The organism is Aureibaculum sp. 2308TA14-22, assembly GCF_040538665.1.
Lineage (GTDB): Bacteria > Bacteroidota > Bacteroidia > Flavobacteriales > Flavobacteriaceae > Aureibaculum.
The window spans coordinates 2,350,997-2,363,416 of record NZ_JBEWXT010000001.1; the positions used below are offsets into that span (position 1 = coordinate 2,350,997).

13 protein-coding genes and 1 tRNA gene are annotated in these 12,420 nt (G+C 32.8%); 3 read left to right on the forward strand and 11 right to left on the reverse strand.

The features are described from left to right. Positions 1-18 precede the first annotated feature (18 nt). The 8 genes from U5A88_RS10470 to U5A88_RS10505 all read right to left on the reverse strand — a co-directional run bounded on the left by U5A88_RS10470 (position 19) and on the right by U5A88_RS10505 (position 6,862). A complete protein-coding gene (locus U5A88_RS10470; protein ID WP_451963205.1) occupies positions 19-1,599 on the reverse strand; it encodes a type IV secretory system conjugative DNA transfer family protein in 1,581 nt (526 codons plus the stop codon). 24 nt (positions 1,600-1,623) lie between these two features. Beyond that, positions 1,624-2,643: a MobB family relaxase gene (gene mobB / locus U5A88_RS10475; protein WP_354206209.1), complete on the reverse strand. Its 1,020-nt coding sequence runs from the start codon at positions 2,641-2,643 to the stop codon at positions 1,624-1,626. 3 nt (positions 2,644-2,646) lie between these two features. Beyond that, on the reverse strand, positions 2,647-3,204 hold the full coding sequence (locus U5A88_RS10480; protein ID WP_354206210.1) for a BfmA/BtgA family mobilization protein: 558 nt from the start codon (positions 3,202-3,204) through the stop codon (positions 2,647-2,649). 443 nt (positions 3,205-3,647) lie between these two features. Then, positions 3,648-3,845, reverse strand: coding sequence for a hypothetical protein (locus tag U5A88_RS10485; RefSeq protein ID WP_354206212.1), 198 nt, complete (start codon positions 3,843-3,845; stop codon positions 3,648-3,650). 15 nt (positions 3,846-3,860) lie between these two features. Next, positions 3,861-4,355, reverse strand: a complete 495-nt coding sequence (locus U5A88_RS10490; RefSeq protein ID WP_354206214.1) for a JAB domain-containing protein — start codon at positions 4,353-4,355, stop codon at positions 3,861-3,863. A gap of 76 nt (positions 4,356-4,431) precedes the next feature. Beyond that, a complete protein-coding gene (locus tag U5A88_RS10495) occupies positions 4,432-4,773 on the reverse strand; it encodes a single-stranded DNA-binding protein (RefSeq protein ID WP_354206216.1) in 342 nt (113 codons plus the stop codon). A 744-nt stretch (positions 4,774-5,517) separates the two neighbouring features. Then, a complete protein-coding gene (locus tag U5A88_RS10500) occupies positions 5,518-6,354 on the reverse strand; it encodes a DUF932 domain-containing protein (protein WP_354206217.1) in 837 nt (278 codons plus the stop codon). Positions 6,355-6,454: 100 nt separating this feature from the next. Continuing rightward, positions 6,455-6,862 (reverse strand): hypothetical protein, encoded by a 408-nt coding sequence (locus tag U5A88_RS10505; RefSeq protein WP_354206218.1) that lies wholly within the window; start codon positions 6,860-6,862, stop codon positions 6,455-6,457. Positions 6,863-7,803: 941 nt separating this feature from the next. Here U5A88_RS10505 and galK point away from each other — a divergent pair. The 3 genes from galK to U5A88_RS10520 all read left to right on the forward strand — a co-directional run bounded on the left by galK (position 7,804) and on the right by U5A88_RS10520 (position 9,821). Next, positions 7,804-8,931 carry a galactokinase gene (gene galK, locus U5A88_RS10510; protein ID WP_354206220.1) on the forward strand — a complete coding sequence of 376 codons (1,128 nt, stop codon included), beginning with the start codon at positions 7,804-7,806 and terminating at the stop codon, positions 8,929-8,931. Between the two features lie 274 nt (positions 8,932-9,205). After that, positions 9,206-9,721: a mechanosensitive ion channel domain-containing protein gene (locus tag U5A88_RS10515; RefSeq protein WP_354206222.1), complete on the forward strand. Its 516-nt coding sequence runs from the start codon at positions 9,206-9,208 to the stop codon at positions 9,719-9,721. Between the two features lie 25 nt (positions 9,722-9,746). Next, positions 9,747-9,821 (forward strand) — tRNA-Pro (locus U5A88_RS10520). 55 nt (positions 9,822-9,876) lie between these two features. Here U5A88_RS10520 and U5A88_RS10525 read toward each other — a convergent pair. Genes U5A88_RS10525 through U5A88_RS10535 form a run of 3 tightly spaced genes read right to left on the reverse strand, consistent with a single transcriptional unit; the run spans position 9,877 to position 12,382 of the window. Then, a complete protein-coding gene (locus U5A88_RS10525) occupies positions 9,877-10,206 on the reverse strand; it encodes an L-rhamnose mutarotase (protein WP_354206224.1) in 330 nt (109 codons plus the stop codon). Positions 10,207-10,217: 11 nt separating this feature from the next. Beyond that, positions 10,218-11,537 carry an L-fucose:H+ symporter permease gene (gene fucP / locus U5A88_RS10530; protein WP_354206225.1) on the reverse strand — a complete coding sequence of 440 codons (1,320 nt, stop codon included), beginning with the start codon at positions 11,535-11,537 and terminating at the stop codon, positions 10,218-10,220. 53 nt (positions 11,538-11,590) lie between these two features. Continuing rightward, positions 11,591-12,382 carry an SDR family oxidoreductase gene (locus U5A88_RS10535; protein ID WP_354206227.1) on the reverse strand — a complete coding sequence of 264 codons (792 nt, stop codon included), beginning with the start codon at positions 12,380-12,382 and terminating at the stop codon, positions 11,591-11,593. Positions 12,383-12,420: the final 38 nt, after the last annotated feature.

The following is a 12,420-nucleotide window of genomic DNA, read 5'->3' on the forward strand; positions in this document are numbered from 1 at the left end:
TTATGGGTCTCAAAATTTTCATTCAAAAATAGATTTCGCTTCAGCATGAATTTTTAAAAAATTAGAATCTAAGTTAGCTCCGTTAAATTCCTTAAACTCGGGCAAACTTTTCTTGATTTTTGGAAATTTAAATTGCACCCTTTTATCCTTACCATCCGCAAAAGTGACAAATTCTCCTTGCTTTAGTCGAAAAAAAGCATCTGCTCTTGTTTTGGCAACTTCCTTCTCCCCTTTTGTAACACGAGTGTCAAAATTGAGGTTGTAACCTTTATTGATACTTCTGGTCTCTTTTTTCACAATCTCAAAAAAACGTTCATAGTACTTTGCGGTATCTGGGTCATTTGCCTTTCCAAAAAACTGATAGGATAGATTACTTAAAATAGCACGGCTTGGTTTATCTCCATACATCATATCGTTCTGAATTTTATCTTGTAACACATAAAGGGTTACAATATCATAACTTCTTAAGGTTGCCGGAATACGGTGCATATTTAACAACCGAATGGTAGAGGCTTCTTCCAACAATACAAATGAAGGATTTTGATACCTTTCGCTCATCTGTTTGGTAATAGTGTGCATTATGGTAGCAATGACTGGGGACAAAGAAGCTTCTTTTTTGGGATTATTCACAATAGAGATTACCGCTGGATTTTGAGGATTGTTGACATCCAATGGGATATCATCAGCCGAAAGCACCATAAATATTTTTTTGGTGCTGATTTTTTTAAAAGCATTAGCCAAGGTACTTTTTACTCCCGCCGTTTGCCTGTCCGAACCTACCCCACTGATAAAAGCATCCGCCATAGCTTTGGCCGTTAAATCTGCTTTTAAGAAAGTGATAAGTACCTTGGTTTCTAAATGCTGGTATAAAGCGATTAAATGTGGGATGGTACAGTAGTCCTTATAATCTGTTTTGAGCCTCCATATCAAACCACCAATTAAGCCTTCCACGGCATCCTTAAAAAATCGAGAAGTACTGTTATTATCTGATTCCTTTAATTCCAACAAATTTTCTAACAAAACCTTTGAAATTTCATAGACACTTTCTTCATCTGGTAAATACCTTGGAGCAATGGGGTTCACTCTGTGGTAAATGGAATCAAATGAAACAATATAAAAATCAGTACTGCTTTTCTGAAATATAGGATATGCCATTTCGGTAATTTCAAAATTCTTATAGTCGTGCATGACCCCGCAAAAAGCATTTTTGCCAAAGTGTTGTAAAAAATTATAGACCACACTTTCGGTCTTACCACTCCCTGCCGCTCCAATAATAGAGACTCCCCTTCGGATATTGTCTAATACAAAACGTGAACCTTTTGTATTGAGTACCACCCTAAATTCTTCATTCTTACTCTTAGTGATGTCATCTTTGGCAAAAAAGACATACAACAAAACATTTAAGAACAAAAACGGAATAATTATATATAAAAGCATCTTCATAAATGAAGAGAAATCCAGAGCATAATACCCAATCAATGATATACCGATTATACATAGACACATCAGAAAAAAACCGTAACGTACAAATCTTATAATTAGATAAGATATACAGCATAGTGTTAAACCATATAAGATCAAGCTGTAGATTTCTTCCATAATTTACGTTCTGAAAAATTAGTCTTAAATTCCTATTGACCCTGAGTTTATCATCTTTCCAACGCCTTTTTTAAGCTTTATAAATGCTTTAAATGCCAGTTGCACTTTGTTGGTAGGTATGTTGGGAATATTAGCTCCTGATTTATAGAGCAATCTAAAAGCCATTTGTTTTTCGTTCGATGGTAAGCCCACAAGTGTGGCAAAAAACGTTTTGGGATCTTTTATAAACATATTTTTGGCTCTATAACTTTCTATAAAATTCCTATTATAGCCAAAGGTGGTGTCAAATCTTTTCTCCGCGGCTTTATAAAATTTTTCCCTATGAAATCCTTGTTTTACTTTTTTGCCATTTAAGATAGTTTCTGATTCTTTATATTTTGATCCTGGGGATAGGCTAAACGAATTGGTGTTGTCCTTTCTACTGACAATAATATGGATATGGCTTTGGTAACCTTCTTTTTGCACTCCTCTCACAATGCGTTTGCCCTGTTGTTGGTGTGGGGCTTCTTTTTCCAGTTGGGTGATTTTTCTTTCCAATTTTTTGATATTTCCTGTTGATGCCCCTTCTTGAATATCCCTTATTTTAGTTTTGAGCTGGAGTATTTTCGTAGCATAGGGTTGGTTCTCTTGAATCTTTTTGTCTTGTCCTTTATAAGTACGTTCATGCTCAAGCTTGGCATAGTATTTAATATCGTCCACCGTAATTTTTTGATCCCTATAAAAAGCATTCGCATAATCCTTCATGATTTCCCGAACATACTTTCGCAATAGTTCAGGGTTGTTATTTATATGTTTTAATTCTCGTTGGCTTGGACTGACCACCAAAGAATAAAATTTAGGATCCTTTTTGGAAAGCTTGGCCGTATTGCCATCGGTTTCGGCAATTACTTCTTCAGAACTTATATTGTCGTTGTACTGGTCAAAAAAATGTTCCTGAAGCTCTATGCTTTTATCCTGATTTTCCTTTTCCAGATAATTGACAAAATCACGGACACTTCCTTTATAGTTCATACCGGATTGTTGTTTGGTAATAGCGATATACATTTTCTATAAATTTTTTAACGTTCGTTTCAATTTTATAAGCTCTGCTTCGGTGACTTCCAATTTCAAATAGTTCTTGCCAAAATTGCTCTTAACTATTTTGACCTTATCTAGCACATTGGAAAAATCTTGTTTTACCAAATTCATTTTCTCGGTCAATCGTTCATATCTGATTTTGGGCACGGTGGCTTCTTCAATCCGTGTGTTTTGTAATTGTTTATCCATAGGATTATCTGCAAACTTTTTTTCAATGAGTATAGGTTCTTCCTTTGTTTGTGATAGGTTTTCTTCAAATAAGGACATGAGCATGGCCGTTGTCGGTTTGGTCTGTTCCTTTTCTATGCTCTTGATTATGGCGATAATCGCATCGGTCCGTTTTCTGTTTTTTACGATTTCCTCTACCATACTCCGTTCAAATCGATCAGCGGGCATAAAGCCGTGCCACTCAAAAAAATTAATGACGGTTTCCAAGGTTTCCGAATAGGATTTTGATACCTTTTTGGAAAATCGTTTGAACCTTGACAGGGTTTTTCTTTTTAACCGTACCGCTTTAAAGTCATCCATTTTTCAATCTGATCCTATGTGCATTGTGACAATTTTTTTCAATGTTTTCAAGGCTTTTCAAAGGAATTGTGACAATTTTTTAAATTATTCCGAACCTTAATTTATATCAAAACCTCCATTTTATATGGCTTTTCGAAGCAAAATAAAACTGTAGCGTTGCTTTAGCACGCTACCCTCTTGCTTCTCCATTCCGCCCCGAGTTCTCGGGGCAAAATTTTCAAACAACCGAATATCTTCGGTCGCTTTTTAAAGGTATTTTATTTACTTTAAAAATGAAAACGCGGAATGATTTGAAACAGTTCGGTTTGATAACAAATTGTAGGAATTAGTGAAAATCTACAAATAAAGACGTCAGGTTTTTCTATTTGAATGTGTTTATTTTTCAAAAAAAACAATAAAAAAGCCTCTGAATATTCAAAGGCTTTTTCTTGGTTCAAATCAAATTAGATGTTAAAAACGTATTGATAAGAATACAGATTTTTAATCGCTTCCTCTTCCAATACATCATTATAATTTAAATGATGTTCTTTGGCAAAGGTTTTAAGGTCATTCCCAAATTTACGTTCGATATCTTCCTTAGATTCCAATAGTAAACGTTGTTGGGTATTATCATCGAGGTTGTTGTAATTCAAGTAAATCATAACATAAATTTTGAATTATAACAAATCGTTATCAGCAAAACTAAAGTACTCTCCATTGGGTGTAATGATAATATGGTCTAAAACTTTAACATCCAATAATTGAGAAGCCTTTTTAATTTTTTGTGTTAACTTTTTATCCGCTTCACTTGGTTTTAAAGTACCACTTGGGTGGTTATGTGCCAATATAATCCCAACCGATAATGTTTTAAGCACAATGCCAAACAGAATTCTTATATCTACTAACGTTCCCGTTATTCCGCCATACGATAGCGGAAATATGCCCTTTATCTTATTGGAATTATTTAATAATAGAATTTTAAATGTCTCGTGCAGACCAATGGTTTTTCTGTCCCAATTTTTAAAAAGTAGCTGGGCAACTTCATCAGAACTATTTACTGATTTTGATTTTAAAGTTCCTACTTTTTCTCTATAACTTATCTGTATTTCATTAACTTTGTCTTTACTCATAGCTGAATGTTTATTTTGGAATTCGTGAATCTTCGATTTCATTGTTTTTCTTTTTTAGGATTAATAATGAAAAGAGGGTGCATCTTACCACAGTAACACCCTCTTTTATTTTTGGTTCTTACTTACTGGGCTTTTCGTTTAATAGTAAGATTTCATTGGCTATAATCTCCGTTACGTATCGTTTTTCATCTTTGGCTTCATAGCTTCTCGTCTTTAGTTTGCCTACGACACCAATTTCTTTACCTTTGTTTACAAACTTTGCGATAATGTCCGCAGTCTTGCCCCATGCTATGACCGTATGCCAATTGGTTTCCGTTTGTTTTTCTCCCTTGCTATTTTTGTAGTTCTCATTGGTTGCCAATGATAAGCGGGCAACTTTCTTGCCACTTTCAAGGTTCGTAATGGTTGGTTCTTGTCCAACATTTCCGATTAACTGTACATGATTTTTAATTGTGCTCATAATAAAAGATTTAAATGATTAATAATTCCCCTTTTTAATTTAAACCGAAATCAATTTTAAGGGGTGTTTGTATGATTTCTTTCGTGCAGAGCACAATAGATGAAGTGGGTTTTGTCAAGACTTTTAGAAAACAAATCAGGTGAGTCTGCGACGTAGTAAAATCCTTGGATTTTCAGGGAAGTAGAAACCTTATTTTTTTCTAAAACTTTGTATAGTCTTTACAAGTTCCATAACGGCATTAGCAATTCTTTTAAAGCCATTTGTGACGAGAGCGTTACCGACAGTTAAGCGAATAGAACAAATGGATTTAATTTAGAATTGGTTATGTCATGCCTGTTTTTCGCTGTCCCGAAAAACAATAAAGGCTTCATCTATTATAAACCCCTTAAAATTGTGAGCCAAATACTTAATTTTTAGGGACTCTCGACAAAGACTAAAGAAGGCTTTGTTGAGAATTTCGTTAAGAAAATAATGTGTTTCGCTTTCCGCTGAAAAGCGAACTTCCTTCTGAAGTTTATAAGGTTCGATATTCAATCCAATAATGAACACAGGAACAAAAAATATATTGAAGATTATAAACTTCAGAAGGATGTTTAAGACTTTTTTTATAGAGAAGCTCTTTGTCCGAAATGCTCCCGATAGCAATCGGGAGGAGCGACAATGTGCTGAACGAAATAGTATGGCTGTAGTATAATTAAAACTCCAGTTTTGAAAGGTTCTGGAGAAACCTTTTGCAATTTTTCTTTAAACCTTGGCATATATTTCATCAAACAATCTTTTATCCAATTTTTCTTGTTGTGAAAAGGTTTTTTTCAAGGTATTATGAAGCATCCAATTGAAAGCATTGTAACCTACCCATAAATTCGGTTTTGAGTAAATCGGAATTAGTTCGTTTTCAATTAGATCAATAACCTCACGTGATTTTTTTGATGGGTCTTCGTTCTTATCACTACATTCATATCGGAACAGTTTTGTGCTTTTAAGAATTTCCTTAACGAATGCCTTGGTGTCAATGATTTCAATTTCTTCCATTTCTTTAAATTTTCGAGTAACTTGGTAATATTCGTTATTTAAAAATTTATCGAACAATAGATTAAGGCTGGGCATTATCATATTGACACTATTTTTCGTATGTCTAATTGAGAAAGCTATTTCTGATTGTGATACATGAAGTCCATTTGTACATACTTCTCTATAAAACCCAAAATGTCCAGAAGTTTTTTCACTTCCATCGTAGGAGTTTTTAAAACGTAACATAGGTAAAATCTTATCCTGTGCATTCTTTAACGAGAACTGATTATCATTCTCGATTATAAAATCGGTTATAAATGACCTATCGTTTCTATTTATTGTACGTTTATAATATTTTAGATTCGCATCTATCAATAGCTGCTCGGCTTTATTGAAAAAGAGTTCATTTGGAATATGACCATACCTCTTTGATACCACATTAACAATCTTGCCATTGGAAATAATGGCATTTTCCATTCCTCTTCTCGGTGTGATTCCCGTAATACTTTGTAAAGATTTTATTTCCGATGGAACGAAAATCTCATCTTGTTGTAAATTTTGTAAATACATACTATTTGATTTATGGTCTGTCAATTAACAGACCTGATTAAAAAAAGAAAACCTACTCTTTCGAGCAGGTTTTCATTGTTCAAGAAATTTTAAAAATTAACTACAGTTCAAATTGTACAATCTGTTCTTCAATTTCAGATTTACGCTGTTCCAATGTGGACTGTAAATGAGTTGTTACCAACTTTATCAAATTCGTATTGGTCGTCTTGAATTCCAGATTACGGGAATCTTTAAGGAAAAACGAACCTGAACCATCCTGATTGTAATTGAACTTTGTAAGTTCGGTCAACGTTTGAGCTAGTCGTTCGCGATTTGCTGCCAAACCTTTCAATTTCTCTAATCTTTGGATTCGGTCATCCAAATTGATTGTTGGTTTTTTGGCAATAATTGCCTTTTCATGGACAACGGTTTTTCCGATAGCGTCATCAGTTAACTTCTTTTGTACTTCCTTCTTAACGGTTGCATTTTCTTTTTTTGCTGTTCCGTTTTGCTTTGCTAATTTTTGCATAATTAAAATTTTTAAAGATTAAACAATATTTGAGCATTACGCAAACGGAAGACAAAATTTTGGAGCGTAAAGGAAACGGGATAAATAGTGAGCAACGAACGGTTTATGCCGTCCCTTTTTCGAGAAATATTTTGCGACGTTTATATTTCGGTAATATTGTATATATACTATAACTTCTTACTCAAAAGACAATTATTTAAAAGTCAAATTTAATTTGTTTCCGAATGATGTCATTTAAAATCAATTGATTAGATTTGTCACTTAGAAAGCTTAAAACGCTCACTTTGATGTCTTAATTGATGTCCTATTTTTAAAATAGAGAAATAAAATACTGGTATATAAGGGAATAGGTTTTAATTTCGAATCCTGCCACCCCGACAAAAGAAAACTTTTCATTTTCAATGAAAAGTTTTTTTGTTTTATAAAGATTTTAAACGTGTTGAAAGAAGTAAGAACAAAAATAATCCTACCCATCCGAAAAAGATGTTTAGAGAATATTTATGGTATGTACATTTTAATCAATATCTCACTAAGTTTTTCTATTTGTAATTTTAGTATTGACCTAATTATCTAGTTGTCTTTAATTTTCGAATAAGTTGTAAAGTTTCTTTTATTATATTAGCTAGTCCTTTAAATCTTTATTCGCTAGAATTTCTTTTATCTTACAACTCTACTTTACTCATTATTATTTATTAAAAATCTTCTATTAATAACAAAAATGGAAAAGGTATATTGCTCCGTATCAAAAAACTATAAATTGATGTGCATAAGCATATTAGTGAATATTAGTAGTTGTTATAAAAGTCTCAAATTTGCCGAAACAACCATTTTTAAAATTTTAGCATTAAAAAAGGTATTTTGAAAATAAATCTGTAATATATACTCTTTATAAATAATGAAACATTGATAGTTTTTTTAAAACTTAAAAAAGATATAACCAAATGAAAATAAATTCAGTTAACTGGGATTTGATTATAGATTCTCCAGGAAGAATCAATATTATTGGAGAACATACCGACTATAATTATGGCTTTGTTCTGCCAACTGCTATTGATAAAAAAATTCAGTTTAAATTCAATAAAAATGGTAGTCAAAACACTTGTAATATACATAGTAATAATTTTAATGTAGGTTTTACTTTTGAACTGGACGCCGTAAGTAAAAGCGACAAACAATGGGAAAATTATATTTTAGGCGTTATTCATGAATTACAACAATTATCTGATAAATTAAAAGGATTTGATTGTGTGTTGGATAGTGATATTCCAGTTGGTTCAGGTGTTAGTTCTTCGGCAGCTTTAGAATGCGGTTTGGCATTTGGTTTGAATGAATTATTTAATCTAGAGTTGTCTAAACAAACCATTGTAGAATTATCACAAAGAGCGGAACACAATTATGTAGGTACTAAATGTGGAATTATGGACCAGTTCGCATCCGTAATGAGCAAAAAAGATCACATAATCCTTTTAGATTGCCAATCGTTGGATTATCAATATGTACCCATTAAAATAGAACCTTATAAAATACTGTTATTGAATACTAATGTCTCTCATAATTTGGCTTCGGGGGAATATAATGTTCGTAGGGGCCAATGTGAACAAGGAGTGGAAATCATTAAGCAAAAATATCCTAACGTAAATTCTTTACGCGATGTTTCCTGTTCAATGTTAGATGAATTTAAGACCGAACTTTCAGAAGTAATCTTTAATAGATGTAAATACGTAGTTGAAGAAAAAGAGCGTGTTTTACAAGCAGCTGAGGCATTAAAAAATGGTCAACTCAATAAACTCGGCGAATATATGTATAAAACCCATGATGGATTACAGCATCTTTATGAGGTAAGTTGCCCGGAATTAGATTTTTTAGTTGATTTTTCTAAAAATTATGATGAAGTTATCGGTGCTAGAATGATGGGCGGTGGTTTTGGTGGCTGTACCATTAACATTATACATCAAGATATTGTAGTTAATTTTGTTGAAGAAGCCTCAAAGGCGTATTACGATAAATTCGATATTAAACTTACCGCTTTTGAAGCTATGCCATGTGGTGGAACTTCAAATTACTTGTAAAAAAAATATTAGTTTCAAATTTTGTTCACAAAATCTTTATATATAGGCTTTGGTGAAATTTTTTAAGACGGTATTAATATAGTTAACGCAAATAAAGAAAAGAGCTTTAGCTTCATATAATTTTTTTGATTTAACATATCTTTTTAGAAAACCATAAGTACTACTCTCGGAAATTTAAAAAAGATGCTAACCAATTTGACAACAATAATTATAAATATATCAGTACTATTTTCATTATTATTAATTTTGTATTTTACTTTAAATTAATTATTGAATGATAATTACTTATAAATATCAAATACTATCAACTATAGCTTTAATTGCTATATTACTAATAATAGGTCAATTGATAAAATTAGCCATTAGAAAATTTACACTTCTAAAAGCTATAGACTTAAATAGAAGAAAAGTTATCTTAAATTTACACTATTTAATTTTATATATACTCTTTGCTGTTTTTATCGCTATTATTTGGGGTGTAAAACCTAGGGAATTTACTGTTTTTATATCTTCTATTTTAGCGGTATTGGGTGTTGGCTTTTTTGCACAATGGTCTATTTTATCTAACCTTACTGCTAGCGTTATATTGTTTTTTAGTCATCCTGTAAGAATTGGCCACAGAATAAGAATTATTAACAAAGATTATGATTGGGTAGGCACAGTAATGGACATTTCTGGATTTTTTGTTTTTATGAAAACCGACAAAGGGGAAAATATTACCATACCAAATTCTATTGTCTTACAGCACGGTATTGAAATTTTAGACGATACAGAAGATGATATTGGATAATATTTCTATTTTTGCCAACCAATTTCGGGGCGTAGCTTAGTCCGGTTAAAGTGCTGGTCTGGGGGACCAGAGATCGGAGGTTCGAATCCTCTCGCCCCGACTATTAAAGCCAAAGATTTTTTTCGATTTTTGGCTTTTTTATTTATCAAAAAATGCTAAAGCTGAAATACCTTCTTCATTAACATCCACTTTTCTCCCGGTTCTGCCATAGGAAGTGCTTGCTGATACTTCCACATTAATTCTTCCCATTTTTCATTTTCGGGATATTTGGCATCTATTGCTGCTTTCTTTTCAAAAGAAAAACTATCATCTACTTCCATAATCATAAACATACGATTGCCAACTCTATAGATTTGCATATCTAAAATGCCCGATTCTTTAATACTCTGAATTATCTCAGGCCATACTTCTTTGTGATAATTTTCATAAGCTTTTATTAGCTTTTCATCATCTACCAAATCTAATGCTAAACAGTGTCTTTTCATGTTAAATGATTTTATGCAACATTTTTAGTTTCGTGCTTTTTAAAAACAGTATAACCGTACCAAGCAATATAGATAAAACAAGCCAAAGGCAAGATAAAAGAGAAGTTTACCTCTGAAACCCCAGCTATCGTAGTATCTGCAACTCCGTTACCTCCAGCATCTATTATCATTCCTTGTAATTTTGGCATTAAGGCTCCACCTACAATAGCCATAATTAAACCTGCGGAACCCACTTTAGATTGATCTTCTGTTAAATCGCCCAATGCAATACCATATATGGTTGGAAACATTAATGACATAAAGAAAGATATAGATACCAAGCAATATAGACCTACAATTCCTTCTATAAACATTGTTCCAAGAGAGAATAATAATGAAAATATTGCAAAATACATTAGCAGTTTACCTGAACTTATAAAACGGAGCATATAAGTACCAATAGCACGACCAATGAAGAATATTATAAAAACAGCTATTTGGTAGTAACCTGCGGTAACGCTATCCATACCAATCGCTTCGGCATAATGATAAATGTAGGTCCAACACATAATTTGAGCTCCTACATATAAGATTTGAGCTAACACACCTAATACGTATTTTTTATTCCTTCCGAGTGTTTTAAAAGTATCTACAATACTAGGCATACTGCCTTCATCTTTTGATTGTGGCATTTTGCTAACTACGAATAGCACAAAAACACCAATTAAAACTAACCCTAAAATAACATATGGGTTTCTGATTACCATTAAATCTGAAGTTTTCACTAAAACCTTAGAAGCCTCATCCAATGCACTAAAATCATCTATATCGTCAGATTGTAAATTTTTCAATACAAATTGCTGTGCTACCAATACACCTGCAATCAACCCTACTGGATTAAAAGCTTGAGCCAAATTCAAACGTTGCGTCGCAGTTTCCTTTGCCCCCATTGCTAATATGTAGGGGTTTGCTGCCGTTTCTAAAAATGCCAATCCGAACGTTAAGACGTATAACCCTAAACAAAAAAATAAAAAACTTTCTGACTGTGCGGCTGGATAAAACAACAATGCCCCAGTGGCATACAATGCCAACCCAATTAAAATACCAACTTTATAGGAGTATTTACGCATAAACATCGCTGCTGGTAATGCCATGCAAAAATAGCCTCCATAAAATGCCATCTGCACCCAGGCTGCTTCAGAGTTAGTAAGCTCTAATACTTTTTGAAATGCCTTTACCATGGGGTCAGTAACGGCATTTGCAAATCCCCATAAAACAAATAAGGAAGTAACCAATATAAACGGAATAAGCATCTTTTTAGATACTACTGGTATTTTGTTTGTTGTACTCATAATTAGGTGTGGTTTTAAAATTGGGTGTAAAATGTTTTATTTTAATAGTTGATTTATTCAGTCAGTAACGATCTATCTAAATGAACATATCCGCCATCAACAAAAATAAACTGTCCGGTTGTATGCGATGATTTTTCTGATATTGTAAATAAACAAGTATTAGCTATTTCTAACGGAGTTGTCATTCTATGTCCTAAAGGGATTTTTTTTACAATCTCCTTTAATTTTTCTTCTCCATTTTCTAGGGTTTTAATCCAGGTATCATAGGCAGGTGTCCAACTTTCAGCAATTAGGATAGCATTAGAGCGTATTCCGAATTTAATCAAATCAACTGCCCACTCACGTGTAAGTCCGAGTACCCCACCTTTAGATGCCGCATAACCAGAAGTACCTCCTTGCCCTGTCAAAGCTACTTTAGAACCAATATTAAGAATATTTCCTTTTGATTTTTTTAAAAAAGGTAAAGCATATTTTACCACTAAAAAATAGCTTACCATATTCAGTTTTAATGAACTCATAAACTCCTCATAAGTAGCATCTAATCCTACCCCATCGTTCACACCCACATTGTTTATTACAACATCAATTCTGTTGTACTTTTCAGTAATGGCTTTTACAGCATTCTTAATTTCATTAGGTTTAGTAACATCAGTTTGGCAAAAAATAGCATCAATACCTTTGGCTTGAATTTCTTTAACATATTCAATGCCCCTTTCATTTCTATCAATAATGGCCGGTATGGCACCTTCATTGACCAATTGCTGTAAGATGGTCTCCCCGATACTTCCTTCCAAGCCTGCAGCTCCAGTTATTACAACAATTTTATTTTTTAAGTTTAAATTCATTCTGATTGTTTATTTGGTAATCTTTATCCACAAAAATT